Here is an 18,548-nt window from a genome sequence, read left to right on the forward strand (position 1 = left end):
GGCGGGGCGCTGCTGGCAGAGCGCGGTTCCAACTCAGAACAGCTCGACGGTTCCTGCGCCCATGCTCTCCTGCGCAACCGGCTTGTGCGGTGGCTTCTCCCAGGTCGAGCGCGACTCGCGCAGGCGCTGTCCGATCCGCTGCAGCGCACGCATCATTTCCTCGTCGAGCGCGCCGCCGTTGCGATGCAGGATCTCCTGCAGATCGATCGCCTCGCGGTTGATCGCGCTCAGGCGCTCGAGGTGGGCATGGACCCCGCCCAGCGCCTGGGTCGCGATGTCTTCGAACTGCAGTGCCCGCACCGCGTCGCCGACGCTCGAGTCGATTGCGCGCCCGCACTCGGAGATCTCGCGCATGCCGTCGCCGAGCGAGCGGTTGATCGCGGCCACCTGGGTCAGCATGCCCGCCGCCTCGGCGCGCGCATCGCGCGAGCGGTCCAGGTCGCGCGAGGCCATGTTGGAGACCGTGTCGCGGACCTTGGCGATCGACTCCTTCGACGAATGGGCCAGCTTGCGGATCTGTTCGTTGAATGCGGTCGAGCGTTCGGATAGGTTGCGGACCTCGTCGGCGACCACCGCGAAGCCGCGGCCGGCCTCGCCGGCGCGCGCCGCTTCGATCGCGGCGTTGAGCGCGAGCAGGTTGGTCTGGTCGGCGATCGACTTGACGTCCTCGAGCAGCGCAAAGATGCCGTCCAGATGCCCGGCCATCTCATCGATGTGCGACACGGTGGTCACGCTCTGGCCGCTGACCTGCTCCAGCGCCTCGACCAACTGTTCCATGCGCTGGCTCGCGTGTTGCGCGAAGCGGGCGACATCGGCGCCGCCCATCCCGTCCTGGTCGCCGGTATGGTCGAGCAGCCGCCCCATCGCCTGCGCCTGCTGGCGGGACTTGCGGTTCATCGCGTCGAAGCTACTGCCCAGCGCGCTGACCGCTTGTCGGATCAACTCGCGTGCACGCTCGATCTCGACCCGCGATCCCTCGATCTCGGCGCCGACGAACTGGCGCAGTTCGGTCAGCAACTGGTCCTGCTCCTTGAGCACGCGCACCTGTTCGGGCGAACGCCGGGTTTCTCGGCGCAGCAGCCACAGGCCCACGCCCAGCCAACTCGCGGTGAGGGTCAGCAGGATCGCCCATCGCGCAGGCGCCGCCCAACCCAGCGCGAACGCCAGCGGCAGAAGCAGGGTCAGCGACAACGGCGCGGCGAGGCGGATCAGGATGCGTGCGTACATGGCGCTCTCAGGGAGGTTCTCACGCTCCCGGTATCGGCACCCGGTGGCCGGCCTTTAGCCGGCCGCTGACAACTGAATGCGGATCGACGCCTGCAGCCTGACGCTCAGGGCACGCGCCGGGCGATCGACTCGAGCATGCGACCGCGCGAGAACAGCAGATCCCACTGGGTGCCGCCGAGCTGGCGCCACAGCACGGTCGCGCGCACCGCGGCGAGCAAAAGCGCGCGGATCTCAGCGACCACGCTGGCCTGGCCCAGGTAGTGCGGTGCGCCCTGGACCATGACCCGCGGCCGCAACTGGCTGATCGTGTCGGCATACAGCGCACCCAGCGCAAGCAACACGTCGGGATGCGCCGCGCCCTGCGATTCGGCCTGCGGCGCGATCCGGCGCAGGCCTGCACTCACCGCCTCGATGACATCGGGCTCGGCCGAGAACCGCCGTTCGAGCCGCATCACCGACATCGCGAGTTTCGGCACGCCCTCGTCGTGGGGCTGGCGGGTCAGGATGTCGCGCAGCAGGCGCAGCCCGGGCTGCAACCGCGGCACGCCGTCGTAGACATCGGCCACCGAATCGGCATCGATGCGGAAGACGCTGTCGATGACCGTTTGCGCCGCGTCGCCACGCGACTGGCCGGACTCGGCGGTGGTGCGGACTTGCTGGAGGGCCTGGGCGAGCGCGGCGAGCGCGAGCACCCGATCGTCAAAGGAATCGCTCATCGGACAAGTCTAGCGTCTGCGGCGCGATCAGGCCCGCCTGCGGCTGTCGTGGTGGCGGGCGCGGGGGCGTCGGTCGCCTCGATGACCGCACCGCCCAGGCAGCGCTCGCCGTCGTAGAGCACCAGCGACTGGCCGGGCGTGACCGCGCGTTGCGGCTGCGCGAAGCGCACCGCCAGCGTGCCGTCGTCGCGCACCTCGACCGCGCAGGCCTCGTCGGGCTGGCGGTAGCGGGTCTGCGCGCTGGCCACGAAGTGGGCGGCCGGCGGCGCGCCCGCAATCCAGTGCGCCTGCGCGGTCCAGGTCGTGCGCGACATCAGCCAGGGGCTGTCGCGCTGCTGATCGACCACCAGCACGTTGTCGTGGACGCGTTTGTCGACGACGTACCAAGGCGCGGCGGCAAAGCCGCGCACGCCGCCCAACTGCAGGCCCTCGCGCTGGCCGAGGGTGAAGAAGAACACCCCCGGATGGCGGCCGACCACGCGCCCGTCAGCGGTCTGGATCTCGCCCTCGCGGGCAGGCACGTAGCGGGCAAGGAAGCTGCGGAAGTCGCGTTCGCCGATGAAGCAGATACCGGTCGAATCCTTCTTCTCGGCCGTCGCCAGGCCATGAGCACGGGCGATCTCGCGGACCTGCGATTTGGGCAGGTCGCCGAGCGGGAACAGCGTCGCGGCCAGTTGCGCCTGGCCGAGCTGGTGCAGGAAGTACGTCTGGTCCTTGCTGCGATCCACGGCCCGCAGCAGCTGCCAGCCGCTGCCGTCACGCCCCACACGGGCATAGTGGCCGGTCGCGATCCGGGTCGCGCCCAGCGCGTGCGCCGCATCGAGGAAATGCCGGAACTTGATCTCGCGGTTGCACAACACGTCGGGATTGGGCGTACGCCCGGCCGCGTACTCGGTGATGAAGTGGGCGAACACACCGTCCCAGTATTCGCGCGAGAAGTCGCGGAAATGGATCGGCAGGCCCAGACGGCCGGCCACTGCGACCGCGTCGCGCCGATCGTCCTCGGCGCGGCAGACGCCGCTGCCGTCCTGGGCATCGTCGTCGGCCCAGTTCTGCATGAACAGAGCGGCCACCGGCGTGCCCGCGTCGCGCAGCAGCAGCGCGGCGACCGACGAATCGACCCCGCCCGACAGGCCGACGACGACCTCCGGCGCGCTCATCGAAGTTGGCGCAGCAGCGACAGCGGGTGACGCTGTCCGGCCAGGCAGTCGGCGACGACCTGCCAGACCAGTGGGCTGCGATGGCGTGCGGCCTCGGCGCGCAGCGCCTCGGGCGTGAGCCACAGCGCCTGCACGATGCCGTCATCGAGCGTGCGGTCCGGGTCGTGTGCCAGTGGGCGGGCGACCACGGCCACGCGAATGAAGTGGCGGCCGTCGGCCTCGCCCGGGCGCGGCGGGGATCTCCACTGGTACAGGCCGATCAGCGCGGTCGGCTCGACCGTCCAGCCCGATTCTTCGAGGGTCTCGCGCACCGCCGCATCGACCAGTGCCTCGTCGGGCTCGAGATGGCCCGCCGGCTGGTTGAGCACCAGGCGACCATCGACCCGCTCCTCCACGCACAGCACCCGGCCGGCATCGAACACGACGCTGGCCACGGTCACGTCGGGCTGCCAGAAACGCCCGCTCATCGGGTCGCTCCGGCTGCGGACCACGTCGCGGTCGCGCAGCGGTGGCATCGCGCCATGCGGCCGCCGGCCGCAACACGGACGGGGGCGGGGAACGGGCGGGGCGGGGAACGAAGGCGCATGGCAGATCGGGCGGGGGACTCGGGGCATTGTCTCCCCGGCGCTCCCGACGCGTCCATCGCCGGCGCTTATAATTGCGCCATGAGCCGTAGACACCAACACGAGCACGACCACGGCACGGTCGTGGAGACCAGCAGGCCGGAAGTGGCGCCACCGCCGCTGTATTCGGTGCTGCTGCTCAACGACGACTACACGCCGATGGATTTTGTCGTCGAGATCCTGACCCGATTCTTCGCGCTCGACATCGAGCGCGCCACCCAGGTCATGCTGCACGTCCACACCCGAGGCCGGGGGGTATGCGGGATCTACAGCCGCGAGGTCGCCGAGTCGAAAGTCGCGCAGGTGAACGAATACGCAAGACTCAACCTTCACCCCTTGCTGTGCACGATGGAGAAGGCCTAGTAAGAGCCGGCTGACAGGACCGGGGCAGGGATGGAAAAGCCGGGTCCGGGCCCCCACTCAGGGTTGCAGTGATTCCGGAGGCCCCGCCCCATGTTCAGCAAAGATCTCGAGTTCACGATCGGCCAGTGCTACAAGCGCGCCCGCGAAGCCCGCGACGAGTACATGACGGTCGAACACCTGCTGCTGGCCCTGCTCGAGAACCCGTCCGCCGAGTCGGTGCTCAAGGCGACAGGTGCCGATTTCGCCCGTCTGCGTGGCGATCTGGAACAGGCCATTCTGACCTCGGTGACCAAGCTCGCCGATGAGGACACCCGCGACACCCAGCCCACGCTGGGCTTTCAGCGGGTCCTGCAGCGCGCCGTCTACCATGTCCAGTCCTCCGGCAAGAAGGAGGTCACCGGCGCCAACGTGCTGGTGGCGATCTTCGGCGAGAAGGACTCGCACGCGGTCTACTACCTCAACCAGCAGGACGTGACCCGGCTGGATGTCGTCAACTATCTCTCGCACGGCATCGCCAAGGCCGGTGGCGAGGAGCCCGAGAGTGCGCACGAGGACGGCGCGGCGGGCGCAGGCGGGGAGGGCGAGGCCAAGGGGGATGCCCTGGCCGAGTTCGCCAGCGACCTCAACGCCGCCGCGCGCGAGGGCCGCATCGATCCGCTGGTGGGCCGGGCCGAGGAGGTCGAGCGCACGATCCAGGTGCTGTGCCGCCGCCGCAAGAACAACCCGCTGTACGTCGGCGAGGCCGGGGTCGGCAAGACGGCGATCGCCGAAGGCCTGGCCAAGCGCATCGTCGACGGTGAGGTGCCCGAGGTGCTGAGCGAGGCGACGATCTATTCGCTCGACCTCGGCGCGCTGGTCGCCGGCACCAAGTACCGCGGCGATTTCGAGAAGCGCCTGAAGGCGGTGCTCTCGGCGATCAAGAAGCATCCCGGTGCGATTCTGTTCATCGACGAGATCCACACCATCATCGGCGCCGGGTCGGCGTCGGGTGGCACGATGGACGCCTCGAACCTGATCAAGCCGGCGCTGTCGTCGGGCGATCTGCGCTGCATCGGTTCGACGACGTTCCAGGAGTACCGCGGTATCTTCGAAAAGGACCGCGCGCTCGCCCGGCGCTTCCAGAAGATCGACATCGTCGAGCCGACCGTCGGCGAGGCCTACCAGATCCTGCTGGGCCTCAAGCCCAAGTACGAGGCGCATCACGACGTGACTTACGCCGACGACGCGCTGCAGGCAGCAGTCGACCTGTCGGTCAAGCACATCGCCGACCGGCTGCTGCCCGACAAGGCGATCGACGTGATCGACGAGGCCGGTGCCCGCCAGCGGCTGCTGCCCGAGGGCGTGCGCAAGGCGTTGATCGATGTCGAGGAGGTCGAGACGATCGTGGCCAAGATGGCGCGCATCCCGGCCAAGCAGGTCAGCGCGACCGACAAGGACGTGCTCGAGCACCTCGAGCGCAACCTGAAGATGGTGATCTTCGGCCAGGACCCGGCGATCGAGACGCTGACGTCTGCGATCAAGCTGGCCCGCTCGGGCCTGGGCGATCCCGACAAGCCGATCGGCAATTTCCTGTTCGCCGGCCCCACGGGCGTCGGCAAGACCGAGGTCACCCGGCAGTTGGCGCTGCAGTTGGGCATCGAGCTGGTGCGCTTCGACATGTCCGAGTACATGGAGGCGCACTCGATCAGCCGCCTGATCGGCGCGCCTCCGGGCTACGTGGGGTTCGACCAGGGCGGGCTGTTGACCGAGAAGATCGTCAAGACGCCGCACTGCGTGCTGTTGCTCGACGAGGTCGAGAAGGCGCATCCGGACATCTTCAACATCCTGTTGCAGGTCATGGACCGCGGTGTGCTGACCGACACCAACGGCCGCGAGGCGAATTTCCGCAACGTGATCGTGGTGATGACCACCAACGCCGGCGCCACCCAGGCCTCGCGCCGGTCGATCGGCTTCATGCGCCAGGACCACAGCAGCGACGCGATGGAAGTGATCCGCAAGAGCTTCTCGCCGGAGTTCCGCAACCGGCTGGATGCGATCGTGCAGTTCCAGTCGCTGGGTCTGGATCACATCCTGCGCGTGGTCGACAAGTTCATGATCGAGCTCGAGAGCCAACTGCACGACAAGGACGTCACGCTCAGCGCCACGCCGGCCGCGCGCGACTGGCTGGCCCAGCACGGGTTCGACCCGCAGATGGGCGCGCGTCCGATGTCGCGCGTGATCCAGGACCGGATCAAGCGCCGCCTCGCCGACGAGCTGCTGTTCGGCAAGTTGATGGGCGGCGGTCGGGTGGTGGTGGATGTCGAGGACGGCGAGTTGACCGTGCAGACCTTCGCCGAGCCCGAGCGCCTGCTCACTGCGACCGTGGAGTGAGGCGCGCACCGCCGCCGGTTCGCCAACCGGCGTGCGCAACGCGAAAAGGCAGCCCTTGGCTGCCTTTTCGTCGTCCGGCGACGGAGCACGTCGCTTAGGAGCGTGTCGCTTACTTCATGCGGTAGGTGATGCGACCCTTGGTGAGGTCGTAGGGCGTCATCTCGACCTTGACCCGGTCGCCGGTCAGGATGCGGATGTAGTTCTTGCGCATCCGTCCGGAGATGTGCGCAATGATTTCGTGGCCGTTCTCGAGCTTGACGCGGAACATGGTGTTCGGGAGCGTCTCGGAGACCGAGCCTTCGAATTCGATGACGTCGTCTTTCGCCATTCGTGTTGGGTACTCGTCGTTAGGGAGCCGCGCTGAAGCCGCGCCGGCAAAGTCGGGTATTGTGGCACGGCTGCCGCACCGATGCAAAAGGCTGCGCCCTTGTGATCGGCTGAGTGCGGACGTGTGAGTCCTACTCCGGGTGGGCAGCAGCCTGGTGGCCGGAAGCCGCTCTCCCCTCGGCAAGGCATCCTGCCTTGACTCGAGCGCGCGCCATCCATGGCGCGCTCGACGCGGTCACCGACCACCGGTCCGCTGCCATGGACGTCTGCAACCCGACTTCGGGGCCTGCTGGACAAAGTCGCGCACTGTCGGGCCTCAGTGCGTCGGGCCGGCTGGGGATTGCGATAGCGAGCCAGGGATGGCTGACCGAGCCGAGGAGCAGTCCCCGGCCGGCGCGACGCGCGCGACGAAGACGAACGCACCGGTCGAGCGCAGAGGCAGGATTCCCCTGGCTTCGGCGAAGAATTCTTACGGATTGTCCGCCAGTCCTGAGGTCGAGGCGGGTCAAGCTGGCCCGGCGGCAGTCTCGTCCGCGCGTCCGGCGAACGTCGCGGCGTGCTGGACGCCGAACGTCTGCGTCCAGGCGCCGTCGACCGGTGGCGGCTGCTCGACCAGGGCGGCGATGGCCGCGGCGAATCGGGGTCTGGGCCATTGCGTGGCGCCCAATGCTTCCAGGTGCGGATTGCCGACCTGGGCGTCGATCAGCGGCATCTGCCAGCGATGGAGCTGGCGGGCCAGCGCGCCGAGCGCGAGCTTGGAGCCGCCGGAGGTTCGGCTGAACATGCTCTCGCCGAAGAACATCCGGCCGATCGCAACGCCGTAGAGGCCGCCGACCAGCCGGTCGCCGTCGAAGACCTCGACGCTGTGGGCCAGGCCTGCGCGGTGCAGTGCGGCGTAGGCGGCCTGCATGGCGTCGGTGATCCAGGTGCCGTCCTGGTCGGGGCGCGGTGCCGACGCGCAGGCCGCAACGACCGCTTCGAAGGCGGTGTCGGCGCGGACCTGCCACTCGCTGCGCCGCAACTGGCGGATAAAGCGCCGCGGCAGCGTGAAGGTTGCAGTCTCGAAGACGGTGCGCGGGTCGGGCGACCACCACAGGATCGGCTGGCCCTGGGAGTACCAAGGAAAGATGCCCTGCCGGTAGGCATTGGCCAGCCGGGTCACCGACAGGTCGCCGCCGAAGGCCAGCAGGCCGTCAGGGCGCCGCAGCGCCGAGGCCACCGGCGGAAATGGCGCCAGCGGATCGCTGTCCAACTGCGGCAGGTGCAGGCTCAGCGCAGCGCGTCCGCGCGGAACGGGCCGCTGCGGCCAAGCGAAGCGGCGTAGCCGCCGATCGCTTCGGCTTCCTGCGCGCACCAGTCGCGCAGCGCCTCGCGGAACTGCGGATCGGCGATCCAATGGCGGCTGTGCACGAACGCCGGCAAGAACCCGCGCGCGAGCTTGTGCTCGCCCTGCGCGCCGGGCTCGAAGCGGCGCAGGCCCTCGCGCAGGCAATAGGCGATGCCCTGGTAGTAGCAGGTCTCGAAGTGCAGGCCGGGCAGGGCGATGTGCGCCCCCCAATAGCGGCCGTACAGCGTGTCGCCGCCGCGCAGGCACAGCGCGCCGGCGACCGGCACGCCGGCCAGGTCCGCGAACACCAGCACCAGCTGCCGCGGCATCGTGCGTGCCAGGTGACGCAGAAAATCCAGCGTCAGTGCCGGCGAATTGCCGTACTCGGCGAAGGTCTGCAGGTAGAAGCCGTGCATCGTCGCCAGGTCGTCGTCGCTGGCCTCGTCGCCGTGCAGCACCCGGAAGTCGACACCGGCGCGCGCGACCTTGGCGCGTTCCTGGCGGATGTTCTTGCGGTGCTTGTGGTCCATCGCGCCCAGATAATCGTCGAACGTTGCCCAGTCGCCGGGATTGCACCAGTGGTACTGCACATCGACCCGCGGCAGCCAGTCATCGTCGAACGCGGCGGCCTCGGCGTCGGTATGGAAGTTCACATGCGCCGACGACAACTGCGCGGCGCCCACCTGGTCGCGCATCGCCTCGAGCAGTGCCGTCCGCGCCGCAGGCGTGCGCGCCAGCAGCCGCGGCCCGGTCACCGGCGTGTAGGGCACCGCGCACAGCAGCTTGGGGAAGTAGTCCCGCCCATGGCGGGCATAGGCGTGCGCCCAGGCGTGGTCGAAGACGAATTCGCCGTGGGAGTTCGCCTTCAGGTAGGTCGGCGCGGCCGCCACAAGCCTGTTGGCGTCCCACAGGGTCAGATGGTGCGGGGTCCAGCCCCAGTCCGCGCGCAGGCAGCCTTCCGATTCCAGGCCCGCGAGGAAGGCATGCGCGACGAACGGATAGCCGTCGTCCGACAGTGCGTCCCACTCCTCGGCGGCGATGGCATCGAGGCTGCGTACGATGCGCAGGCTGCTCACGTGCCCCAGGCCTTCGCCGTCGCGTCCCGCAGCGCCGCGCGATCGCCCTCGAAGGTCATCGAATCGAGGGCGCGGGCGTGCGCCTGCGTCGCCTGCCGGCGCGCCGCCGTGGCGAACGCCGGGTTGCCGGTCGCCGCGATCGCCGCCAGGCCCTTCTGCAGCCGGATGCCGACCTCCAGCAGTCCCGCGCCGTCGCGCGCCAGCAGCGGGAACACATCCTCGAAGACATCGTCAATCGCAATCGCCGGCACGAACACACGCGCATGGTGCGGGCCGTCGCCGGCCGTGTCCGTGGCCGCCCATTCGCAGAGCAGTCGGGTGGCCGTACCGACGACATCGATCGCCGTGCCGCTGTCGTTGGTGGCGGCCGACAACGCCCGGCTGCCGATCTCGGTCAGCACGACCAGCCCGTAGCGCGGATCCTGGTCGAAACTGCGTTCGTCGCCGATCGTGAAGGCGTCGCGCAGCGCATCGCGGGTGTCGGCATCGGGCGGCGTGCCCTCCAGTACCAGCAGTGGTCGTCCCGGCACGGCGAACGTGCCCGGGCGGCAGAGCACGTGCACGACGCCGCCTTGATCGCTCGCGATCTGCGCCAGCCGCGCCACGTCGACGTGTTCGATGTAGCCGACGCGCCCGGCCTCCACCGGATGCCCGCCCTCGGGCGCGCCCATGCCCGGCGCACCGCCCAGGTGGGGATCGCGCAGGTGCGCCCGGATCGCCCGGCGCGTGGTTGCCTCGACCAGATTGATCGTCGCGCCGAGCCGGCCGAAGCTCGACAACTGCTCGATCCAGCGCAACAGGGTCAGCGTGATCAGCACGATCACCAGCACCGTCGCAGCGAACAGCACCACGCGGCCGCTGTCGCCGTAGAGGCCGGTGCTCAGCGCGATCAGGCCGACCACCGAGAACAGGAAGGCGCCGATGAACGTCGCCAGCGCGCTCTGCGCCGCGCTGTCGGCGATCAGCAGGCGCGTCGCGCGCGGCGTCGCACCGGTCGACGCCGAGCTGTAGGCCGAGACCATCGTCGACAGCGAGAACGTGGTGACCGCGAGCATCGAGGCGGCCAGGATACTGAGCAGATTGCCGACCGAGTCGGCGCCGATCCGGCCGGCCAGCGACTCCGGGATCCAGGTCTTGACCAGCGCGCCGACCAGCGCGGTGACCACCCCCAGCGCGCAATACACGGTCGCACGGACCCACATGCGCCGGCCGTGGCGGCGCGCGAACAGGCGCAGTTGTTCGACGGTCACGGCAGGCGGCCGGCCGCGTCGCGCGCGTCCGCCTGCGCGACGCTTCCGCGATCAGCCCTGCTGATCGAGGAAGCGTTCGGCATCGAGTGCGGCCATGCAGCCGAAGCCCGCCGAGGTGATCGCCTGGCGATAGTGCTGGTCGGTGACATCGCCCGCGGCGAACACGCCCGGCACGTTGGTTGAAGTCGCATTGCCGTCAATCCCTGAGCGGATCTCGAGATAGCCGTTGTGCATCGCCAACTGCCCCTCGAACAGCGTGGTGTTGGGCGTATGGCCGATCGCGACGAAGAAACCGTGCACGTCGAGGTCGCGGGTCGCGCCGTCATGCACCGATTTCACCCGCAGCCCGGTCACGCCGGCGTCGTTGCCCAGCACCTCGTCGACGGTGTGGTGCCACACCGGCTCGATCTTGCCGGCCTGGATCTTCGCAAACAGCTTGTCCTGCATGATCTTCTCGGCGCGCAGCGTGTCGCGGCGGTGCACCAGGTAGACCTTGCGGGCGATGTTGGACAGATACAGCGCTTCCTCGACCGCGGTGTTACCGCCGCCGACCACGGCCACGTCCTGATCCTTGTAGAAGAAGCCGTCGCAGGTCGCGCAGGCCGACACGCCGCGGCCCTTGAAGGCTTCCTCCGACGGCAGCCCCAGGTACTTGGCGGTCGCCCCAGTGGCAATGATCAGCGCATCGCAGGTGTACTCGCCGCTGTCGCCCTTGAGCCGGAACGGGCGCTGGGACAGGTCGGCGGTATGGATGTGGTCGAACACGACCTCGGTGTCGAAGCGCTCGGCGTGCGCCTGCATGCGCGCCATCAGGTCCGGGCCGAGCAGGCCGTGGGCATCGCCCGGCCAGTTGTCGACCTCGGTGGTGGTCATCAGCTGGCCGCCCATTTGCATGCCGGTCACGACGACCGGCTTGAGGTTGGCGCGGGCCGCGTAGACGGCGGCGGTCCAGCCGGCGGGGCCGGAGCCCAGGATCAGCAGACGGATGTGGCGGGGGCCGTTCGAAGAGCTCATGTAGACTCGCGGTTGATCGCACTGCGGCGTGTGTGACGCATAGCTTGGCGTCCCGCTCCCGGCAAGACAAGGCGCGCCGGAGGCCGCCGCGCGCAACGCAGCGTCGCTCGTCGCGCAGGGCGACGCGGCTGGCCCGCGCCGACCCCGGATGCCCCTGGGGCCGCCGCAGCTGCCGTCCCAAGTCGCGCTGCAGCGGAGCCGAGCTTGGCGTAATATCAACGACCTGTATCGAATTCCTCAGGTAATTACCCACGGTGGCACGTCCGCTCTCAGATCGCGTCAAGCGCGCCCGCGGCGCCGAAAAGGCCACCGCGAAGGCGACGACCGCCGCTGCGCCCAATCCGCGGCGCCAGCGGCTGCTGCGCGACATCGCCCTGATCGTCACCGCGCCGCTGCTGCTGTACCTGCTGGCGTGCCTGGTCACCTACTCGAACACCGATCCGAGCTGGTCGAACCAGGGCGGGGTGGTGGCGACCGAGATCCACAACGTCGGCGGACCGGTCGGCGCGTGGACGGCCGATATCCTGCTGCAGTTGTGCGGGCTGATGGCCTACCTGCTGCCGCCGATCCTCGGTGCGGTCGCCTGGATCGCGCTGTTCGGCATGGACGCGGGCAGCGAAGGCCGCGCCGACTTCGGCCCCGCGCTGCGGCTGGTGGGCATCGTCGGCTTCCTGATCTCGGCCGCGGGCCTGCTGGCGCTGCGGTTCGACGTGCTGGCCGGCTATCCGGCCGGCGGCGGTGGCATCCTCGGGCGGCTGGTCGGGCGCTCGCTGTCGGGCGCCTTCGGCCAGGTCGGCGGCAACCTGTTCCTGATCGCGCTGTTCCTGGTGTCGGTGACGCTGGCGACCGGCCTGTCGTGGTTCGCGCTGATGGACCGCATCGGCGGCTGGATCCTGAAGTTGCCGCCGCTGCTGCGCCGCAGCAGCAAGCAGGCCACCGAGTGGAAGGCTGCGCGCGAGCATCGCGAGGAGCGCACCGAGGCGCGCAAGATCGAGACCGAACTGCGCGCCAAGCGCGCGCCGGTGAAGATCGAAGCGCCGGTGGTCCCGCCGGTCGTGGAGAAAAGCGAGCGCGCCAAGCGCGAACAGCAGATTCCGATGTTCCAGGGCGTCAATGCCGATGGCTCGGACCTGCCGCCGCTGTCGCTGCTCGATCCGCCCAAGCCCCAGCCGAGTGGCTACGACGAGGCGACGCTCGATACGCTCTCGCGGCAGATCGAGTTCAAGCTCAAGGACTTCCGCATCGATGTCGAGGTCAAGGAGGCCCAGCCGGGCCCGGTGATCACGCGTTTCGAGATGGAGCCCGCGCCAGGCGTCAAGGTCAGCCAGATCAGTTCGCTGGACAAGGACATCGCCCGCGGCCTGTCGGTCAAGGCTGTGCGCGTGGTCGACGTGATCCCCGGCAAGTCGGTGATCGGCCTGGAAATCCCCAACGTGCGCCGGGAGATGATCTATCTCACCGAGTTGCTCGACTCCAAGGAATACGACAAATCGGCCAGCCCGTTGACGCTGGCGCTGGGCAAGGGCATCAGCGGCAATCCGGTCGTTGCTGATCTGGCGCGCATGCCGCACCTGCTCGTCGCCGGTACCACCGGCTCGGGCAAGTCGGTCGCGGTCAATTCGATGGTGCTCAGCCTGCTGTTCAAGGCCTCGCCCAAAGACCTGCGAATGCTGATGATCGACCCGAAGATGCTCGAATTGAGCGTCTACGAGGGCATCCCGCACCTGCTCGCACCGGTCGTCACCGACATGAAGGAGGCCGCCAACGGCCTGCGCTGGTGCGTGGCCGAGATGGAGCGTCGCTACAAGCTGATGAGCGCGGTGGGCGTGCGCAACCTCGCGGGCTTCAACAAGAAGGTCAGGGACGCCCAGGACGCCGGCCAGCCGCTGTCCGACCCGCTGTTCCGGCCCAACCCCGAGAGCGGGGAGGTCGCCGACCTGCTCGAGCCGCTGCCCTACATCGTCATCTTCATCGACGAATTCGCCGACATGATGATGATCGTCGGCAAGAAGGTCGAAGAACTGATCGCGCGCCTGGCGCAGAAGGCCCGTGCGGCAGGCATCCACCTGATCCTGGCCACGCAGCGCCCGTCGGTCGACGTCATCACCGGCCTGATCAAGGCCAACATCCCGACCCGCATCGCCTTCCAGGTCAGCTCCAAGATCGACTCGCGCACGATCCTCGACCAGTCCGGCGCCGAGACTCTGCTCGGCAACGGCGACATGCTCTATTTGCCGCCCGGCACCGCGATGCCCGAACGCGTGCATGGCGCGTTCGTCTCCGACGACGAGGTGCACCGCGTCGTCGAGCACCTCAAGCAGAGCGGAAAGGCCGAGTACATCGAAGGCGTGCTCGACGAGGTGCAGACGATGGGCGACGGCACCGTGGTCGGCGCGACCGGCCTGCCGGAGGCCAGCGGCGGTGGCGGGGACGAGAGCGACCCGCTGTACGACGAGGCGGTCAAGATCGTCACCGAGACCCGCCGCGCGTCGATCTCCGGCGTGCAGCGCCGGCTCAAGATCGGTTACAACCGCGCCGCACGTCTGGTCGAGGCGATGGAGATGGCCGGCGTGGTCAGCCCGCCCGAGCACAATGGCGACCGCAGCGTGCTCGCACCGCCGCCGCCGCGCTGACGGCTGAACAGTCGATGCCGCGGCATGCGTCCGACAGGCGCATGTCGGCGTCGCATTCAGGCACCGATTCGCACACTCACCGCAACGATTCCCGATCAGCCGAGGTCCAAGGATGCGTCCGATCTTCCGTCATTCCCGCTGGCTCGTCGCCGCCTCCGTGCTGCTGGCCGCAGGGCTTGCCCAGGCCACCGATGCGCGCGCCCAGCTCGACGCCTTCACCCGCGGCCTCAAGGGGCTGGAGGGCCAGTTCACGCAGCAGGTCGCCGACGGCAATGGCCGCGTCAAGGAGAGTGCGAGCGGCACCGTGGCGCTGTCGGCGCCGCGCCTGTTCCGTTGGGAGTACGTCAAACCGTACCCGCAGCTGATCGTCGCCGACGGCAGGACAGTCTGGGTCTACGACCTCGACCTGCAGCAAGTCACGCGCCGCCCGCAGGGTAGCGAGGAGCAGGACAGCCCGCTGGCGGCGCTGATCGACCCATCCCGACTCGACCGCGACTTCGTCGTCGAATCGGCCGGCGAGCGCGACGGCCTGTCGTGGCTGCAACTGCGGCCCAAGCAGGTCGAGGGCGCCGCGTTCGAGAACGCGCGGCTGGGGTTCGGCAACGACGGCGGCCTGGCGCGGATGGAGATCCTCGACAGCCTCGGCCAGCGCACGACGATCGGCTTCAGCGGCTGGAAGCGCAATCCCACGTTCGCCGCTTCGACCTTCCGCTACACCCCGCCGGCCGGCGTCGACGTCGTCGGCGGCGACGAATAGCCTGCTCGATCCCATCGGCTGATCTCTGCCGCCGTCGCACGGGTTGCGACGGCGGCTTGCTATCGTGAAGACCCGTCTTCTGTCCCGCGCAGCTGCCTCGTGTCCCGTTCCGCCAAGTCCGCCGCCTCGTTGACCGGCGACCTGCTGCAGGTCGACCGCAGCGCCATGCGTCCGCTCGCCGAGCGCATGCGTCCGGCCAGCCTCGACGAAATGGTTGGCCAGCGTCGCCTGCTCGCCGAGGGCACAGCGCTGCGCACCGCGGTCGAGGCCGGCAAGGTGCACTCGATGGTGTTGTGGGGGCCGCCGGGTTGCGGCAAGACCACGCTGGCCTTGCTGCTGGCGCGCTATGCCGATGCCGAGTTCAAGGCGATCTCGGCCGTGCTGTCGGGCCTGCCCGAGGTCCGCCAGGTGCTGGCCGAGGCCGCGCACCGCTTCGACGGCGGCCGACGCACGGTGCTGTTCGTCGACGAGGTGCACCGCTTCAACAAGACCCAGCAGGACGCCTTCCTGCCGCACATCGAGCGCGGCACGATCGTGTTCGTCGGCGCGACCACCGAAAACCCGTCGTTCGAGCTCAATTCCGCGCTGCTCTCGCGCTGCCGCGTGCACGTGATGGAAGCGGTCTCGCCCGACGACATCCAGGATGCGCTGCGCCGTGCGCTCGCCGACCCCGAGCGCGGCCTGGGCGACCGCACGCTGCACATCGCCGACGACCTGCTGCGGCTGATCGCGGTGGCTGCCGACGGCGACGTGCGCCGGGCGCTGACGCTGCTGGAAATCGCCGCCGAACTGGCGGGCGAGGGCGGAGAGGTCACCGCCGGCACGATCGAGCAGGTCCTGGCCGACCGCACCCGCCGCTTCGACAAGGGCGGCGAGCAGTTCTACGACCAGATCTCGGCGCTGCACAAATCGGTGCGCAGTTCCAACCCCGACGCGGCGCTGTACTGGCTGGCACGCATGCTCGACGGCGGCTGCGACCCCGGCTATCTCGCCCGGCGGCTGACCCGGATGGCGGTCGAGGACATCGGCCTGGCCGACCCGCGAGCCCTGCAGATGGCGATCGACGCCTGGAACACCTTCGACCGGCTCGGCAGCCCCGAGGGCGACCTGGCCCTGGCGCAAGTGGCGATCTATCTGGCCAGCACCGCCAAGTCGAACGCCGCGTACATGGCCTTCAACCAGGCCAAGCGCGACGTGCGCGAGTACGGCACGCAGGAAGTGCCGATGCACATCCGCAACGCGCCGACCAAGCTGATGAAGGAACTCGGCTACGGCACGGGCTACCAGTACGATCACGATGCCGAAGGCGGCATCGCGCTCGACCAGACCGGGTTCCCGGATGCGATGGGTGAGCGGGTCTACTACCAGCCCGTCGCCCGCGGCATGGAGATCAAGCTCAAGGACAAGCTCGACCAGCTACGCGCCGCCCGCGAAGCGGCCCGCGCCGCACGCGACGACTGACGCCGCGGCAATCCCCGATCCGCTCGCGCGGGCCAGCCCTAGGCTGATTGGCCGGAGCGCCGATGCGCCAGGCCCGACGACACGGCACCGTATCCGTCCAAGATCGCGCCCAGGATGGAGCCCATGCGAAGGTCGATGTTCGCGCTGCTGATGCTGTGCGTGCTGCCGGCAACTGCCCAGTCGCTGCACAAGTGCCGGGAGGCCACGGGGGGCATCGTCTACCAGTCGCAGGCCTGCGCGGGCGCGACGTTGCGGACCTGGGAGATCGCCGATCTGCGGCCGCCACCTGTTGTGGCGCAACCGGTCCAGGTGACGTCGAATACCCCTTCGGCGCGTCCACGAACGGTGCGTGCGCGCCGCCTCCATGCGCCCCGCCGGTCCGCCGCGACGCGCGATGACCGACATGCGCGCTGCATCGCGGCTCGCGCGCACCGCGACACGACGCTGGCCCGCCTCGGCTTGAAGCGCCGCTACGACGACCTGCGCCGGCTCAACGATGCGGTCTCTTCGGCCTGCAACCACCGCGGGATCCGGTAGTCGGCAGCGCTGAAGCAGGCTCCTTTGGGCAGGGCACAATTTGTCAGGTTCACCGTCGAGCGGGCCAAGCGCTGCGCATGCCTCGCTGCACCTGATGCGATCACGGGAAAGCGGTCACTACATGCGCCCCTTCCTTGGGCGCGCATGAGATCGGACCTATAATTTCCAGCTTTGACGGAAAGAACCAGCACGGCAGCGGTCGTGACAGGCTTTCATTCTTGCGACCAAGGTGGCGAAGATGAAGAAGCCGTTTGTTTCGTTGCATCCGGAGATCACGCGGACACACGCCCTGCTTCTGATGGACTGGTTGGACGATGAGCGCGTGACGCGCTACCTCAGTGACTCCCGCAGCGTGTCTCGATTCATCGCGCAGGCCGTCGACCGGACGCAGATGCCGATCCTGACACATCTGTTCAATCAGGGCGGCCGATTCTTCATGACCTACGACCGGAACGATGTCCCGGTCGGCTTCGTCCGCCTGGTGAAGACAGGCACCGAGTGCGAAATCGTCCTGGTCATCGGCGACCAGGACAACTGGGGGCGCGGACTCGGCGGCAGCACCATCCGGGAAGGCCTGAAGCTCGCCTTCCTCGACATGCGGGCCGATACCGTCATCGCCAAGATTCAGCCGGGCAACACGCGCTCGCTCAAGGGCTTTGAGCGCTGCGGCTTTGTGCGCAAAGCCGAAGTACCCACGCTGAACTCCCTATCCATGACCTCTGCTCGATATCTCCAGTTGCTGCGCGAAGGCGTCCTGGCAAAAGCGACCGACATCTACGTCACTGAGATCGACAAAGCCCGTCTCGAGAGCCTGATTGCGTTCGAGCAAGGGGCAGCCGTTGTCGAGCTTGAACACGAGATCGAGCGCGCGATCGTCGTGGATCCGCAGCTTGTCGCGCACGATGTCGTCACCATGAATTCCAGAGTGGTGCTGCAGGTGGACCACGATCAGGCGCAAGTCGAGCTCGTCTATCCGCAAGATGCCGACGACCGCTCCGGGAAACTTTCGATCCTCTCCGACGTCGGCGCCGCGATCCTCGGCTACCAAGAAGGCGATGCCTTCGACTGGAGAGTGGGGGATCGCACGCGCCATATCCGGATCGACAAGGTGATCTACCAACCGGAATCGTTCGGGAACTTTCATCTTTAGACGTCGGGTAGGGCGCTGGCGGCCAAGCTTTCCGCCGAGTTGGCCACGCGCTGTCCGGTCACGTGACGCGGCACATAAGCAGGCTTACACTCCGTCATACAGGGGATGGAGTTTTGCATCATGGATGTCAGGGGACTTGCCGCGTTCGCGGTGTTGTGTGTCGTGTCGGCGACGGCCTCGGGCCAGCACGTTTACAAGTGCGTGAACTGGCACGGTGCTGTCACGTACCAATCCGAACGCTGCCCCGATGGCCAGCGCATCGATCGCACCTACGACGCGAACCGGGAGATCGAGGTCGGGGGGCGGGTTGTGCGTAACTACGTACCGACCACCAGCTCGGGCGGCGGTCTGTCGCCTACCTATGGCCGGCCTATGAATTCCGATGGGACTGTCAAGTCCGATGCGGGATGCGAGTTGGCGCGTGCGGTCACGTCGGGACGTAACCCCTACCGCACGATCGAGTCTCTCGCTGGCGATGCCGCGCTGCGCTCGAAGTACTGCAACCACACGCGAGGCCCGACCGATTGACCGGATCGAGTGCTGGGCAGAGCCCTGCG

17 protein-coding genes are annotated in these 18,548 nt (G+C 68.5%); 8 read left to right on the forward strand and 9 right to left on the reverse strand.

Annotation, left to right across the window (positions count from 1 at the left end; translation table 11 throughout):
* Window positions 1-33: 33 nt before the first annotated feature.
* The 4 genes from ABE487_RS07480 to ABE487_RS07495 all read right to left on the reverse strand — a co-directional run bounded on the left by ABE487_RS07480 (window position 34) and on the right by ABE487_RS07495 (window position 3,570).
* Window positions 34-1,227: a methyl-accepting chemotaxis protein gene (locus tag ABE487_RS07480; protein ID WP_346442524.1), complete on the reverse strand. Its 1,194-nt coding sequence runs from the start codon at window positions 1,225-1,227 to the stop codon at window positions 34-36.
* Between the two features lie 104 nt (window positions 1,228-1,331).
* A complete protein-coding gene (hflD, locus tag ABE487_RS07485) occupies window positions 1,332-1,943 on the reverse strand; it encodes a high frequency lysogenization protein HflD (protein ID WP_346442522.1) in 612 nt (203 codons plus the stop codon).
* Window positions 1,940-3,103 (reverse strand): tRNA 2-thiouridine(34) synthase MnmA, encoded by a 1,164-nt coding sequence (gene mnmA / locus ABE487_RS07490; RefSeq protein WP_346448396.1) that lies wholly within the window; start codon window positions 3,101-3,103, stop codon window positions 1,940-1,942. Before mnmA ends, hflD begins: the two co-directional genes overlap by 4 nt.
* A complete protein-coding gene (locus ABE487_RS07495) occupies window positions 3,100-3,570 on the reverse strand; it encodes an NUDIX hydrolase (RefSeq protein WP_346442518.1) in 471 nt (156 codons plus the stop codon). Before ABE487_RS07495 ends, mnmA begins: the two co-directional genes overlap by 4 nt.
* Window positions 3,571-3,768: 198 nt before the next feature.
* Here ABE487_RS07495 and clpS point away from each other — a divergent pair, with 198 nt between their 5' ends.
* Window positions 3,769-4,089, forward strand: a complete 321-nt coding sequence (gene clpS / locus ABE487_RS07500) for an ATP-dependent Clp protease adapter ClpS (protein ID WP_346442517.1) — start codon at window positions 3,769-3,771, stop codon at window positions 4,087-4,089.
* A gap of 90 nt (window positions 4,090-4,179) precedes the next feature.
* Window positions 4,180-6,459, forward strand: a complete 2,280-nt coding sequence (gene clpA / locus ABE487_RS07505; RefSeq protein ID WP_346448398.1) for an ATP-dependent Clp protease ATP-binding subunit ClpA — start codon at window positions 4,180-4,182, stop codon at window positions 6,457-6,459.
* 109 nt (window positions 6,460-6,568) lie between these two features.
* On the opposite strand, the gene infA is transcribed toward clpA, so the two are convergent.
* The 5 genes from infA to trxB form a co-directional block, all read right to left on the reverse strand.
* The gene (gene infA, locus ABE487_RS07510) at window positions 6,569-6,787 is read right to left on the reverse strand and encodes a translation initiation factor IF-1 (RefSeq protein WP_047138142.1); all 219 of its coding nucleotides are present in this window, start codon (window positions 6,785-6,787) and stop codon (window positions 6,569-6,571) included.
* Between the two features lie 504 nt (window positions 6,788-7,291).
* The gene (aat, locus tag ABE487_RS07515; protein WP_346442623.1) at window positions 7,292-8,059 is read right to left on the reverse strand and encodes a leucyl/phenylalanyl-tRNA--protein transferase; all 768 of its coding nucleotides are present in this window, start codon (window positions 8,057-8,059) and stop codon (window positions 7,292-7,294) included.
* A complete protein-coding gene (locus ABE487_RS07520; protein ID WP_346451865.1) occupies window positions 8,056-9,189 on the reverse strand; it encodes a GNAT family N-acetyltransferase in 1,134 nt (377 codons plus the stop codon). Before ABE487_RS07520 ends, aat begins: the two co-directional genes overlap by 4 nt.
* A complete protein-coding gene (locus tag ABE487_RS07525; RefSeq protein ID WP_346442511.1) occupies window positions 9,186-10,439 on the reverse strand; it encodes a DUF2254 domain-containing protein in 1,254 nt (417 codons plus the stop codon). Before ABE487_RS07525 ends, ABE487_RS07520 begins: the two co-directional genes overlap by 4 nt.
* A gap of 51 nt (window positions 10,440-10,490) precedes the next feature.
* On the reverse strand, window positions 10,491-11,453 hold the full coding sequence (gene trxB, locus ABE487_RS07530; protein WP_346442509.1) for a thioredoxin-disulfide reductase: 963 nt from the start codon (window positions 11,451-11,453) through the stop codon (window positions 10,491-10,493).
* A gap of 254 nt (window positions 11,454-11,707) precedes the next feature.
* Here trxB and ABE487_RS07535 point away from each other — a divergent pair, with 254 nt between their 5' ends.
* From ABE487_RS07535 to ABE487_RS07560, 6 genes are all read left to right on the forward strand, one after another.
* Window positions 11,708-14,086, forward strand: a complete 2,379-nt coding sequence (locus ABE487_RS07535) for a DNA translocase FtsK 4TM domain-containing protein (RefSeq protein ID WP_346451863.1) — start codon at window positions 11,708-11,710, stop codon at window positions 14,084-14,086.
* 112 nt (window positions 14,087-14,198) lie between these two features.
* Window positions 14,199-14,843, forward strand: coding sequence for an outer membrane lipoprotein chaperone LolA (gene lolA / locus ABE487_RS07540; protein WP_346451861.1), 645 nt, complete (start codon window positions 14,199-14,201; stop codon window positions 14,841-14,843).
* 165 nt (window positions 14,844-15,008) lie between these two features.
* Window positions 15,009-16,304 carry a replication-associated recombination protein A gene (locus tag ABE487_RS07545; protein WP_346442621.1) on the forward strand — a complete coding sequence of 432 codons (1,296 nt, stop codon included), beginning with the start codon at window positions 15,009-15,011 and terminating at the stop codon, window positions 16,302-16,304.
* A gap of 135 nt (window positions 16,305-16,439) precedes the next feature.
* The gene (locus ABE487_RS07550; RefSeq protein ID WP_346442503.1) at window positions 16,440-16,841 is read left to right on the forward strand and encodes a hypothetical protein; all 402 of its coding nucleotides are present in this window, start codon (window positions 16,440-16,442) and stop codon (window positions 16,839-16,841) included.
* Between the two features lie 238 nt (window positions 16,842-17,079).
* On the forward strand, window positions 17,080-17,991 hold the full coding sequence (locus ABE487_RS07555) for a GNAT family N-acetyltransferase (RefSeq protein WP_346451859.1): 912 nt from the start codon (window positions 17,080-17,082) through the stop codon (window positions 17,989-17,991).
* A 120-nt stretch (window positions 17,992-18,111) separates the two neighbouring features.
* Entirely contained in the window at window positions 18,112-18,519 is a 408-nt protein-coding gene (locus ABE487_RS07560; protein WP_346451857.1) for a DUF4124 domain-containing protein, read from the forward strand.
* The last annotated feature ends 29 nt before the right edge of the window (window positions 18,520-18,548 follow it).

Origin of the sequence: Luteimonas sp. TWI596, assembly GCF_039674105.1 — a bacterium.
GTDB lineage: Bacteria > Pseudomonadota > Gammaproteobacteria > Xanthomonadales > Xanthomonadaceae > Luteimonas.

Coding starts and splice junctions, on each gene's coding strand:
- ABE487_RS07480 (WP_346442524.1), bottom strand. CDS start 1,227: ATGTACGCACGCATCCTGATCCGCCTCGCCGCGCCGTTGTCGCTGACC.
- hflD (WP_346442522.1), bottom strand. CDS start 1,943: ATGAGCGATTCCTTTGACGATCGGGTGCTCGCGCTCGCCGCGCTCGCC.
- mnmA (WP_346448396.1), bottom strand. CDS start 3,103: ATGAGCGCGCCGGAGGTCGTCGTCGGCCTGTCGGGCGGGGTCGATTCG.
- ABE487_RS07495 (WP_346442518.1), bottom strand. CDS start 3,570: ATGAGCGGGCGTTTCTGGCAGCCCGACGTGACCGTGGCCAGCGTCGTG.
- clpS (WP_346442517.1), top strand. CDS start 3,769: ATGAGCCGTAGACACCAACACGAGCACGACCACGGCACGGTCGTGGAG.
- clpA (WP_346448398.1), top strand. CDS start 4,180: ATGTTCAGCAAAGATCTCGAGTTCACGATCGGCCAGTGCTACAAGCGC.
- infA (WP_047138142.1), bottom strand. CDS start 6,787: ATGGCGAAAGACGACGTCATCGAATTCGAAGGCTCGGTCTCCGAGACG.
- trxB (WP_346442509.1), bottom strand. CDS start 11,453: ATGAGCTCTTCGAACGGCCCCCGCCACATCCGTCTGCTGATCCTGGGC.
- lolA (WP_346451861.1), top strand. CDS start 14,199: ATGCGTCCGATCTTCCGTCATTCCCGCTGGCTCGTCGCCGCCTCCGTG.
- ABE487_RS07545 (WP_346442621.1), top strand. CDS start 15,009: ATGCGTCCGCTCGCCGAGCGCATGCGTCCGGCCAGCCTCGACGAAATG.
- ABE487_RS07550 (WP_346442503.1), top strand. CDS start 16,440: ATGTTCGCGCTGCTGATGCTGTGCGTGCTGCCGGCAACTGCCCAGTCG.
- ABE487_RS07555 (WP_346451859.1), top strand. CDS start 17,080: ATGAAGAAGCCGTTTGTTTCGTTGCATCCGGAGATCACGCGGACACAC.
- ABE487_RS07560 (WP_346451857.1), top strand. CDS start 18,112: ATGGATGTCAGGGGACTTGCCGCGTTCGCGGTGTTGTGTGTCGTGTCG.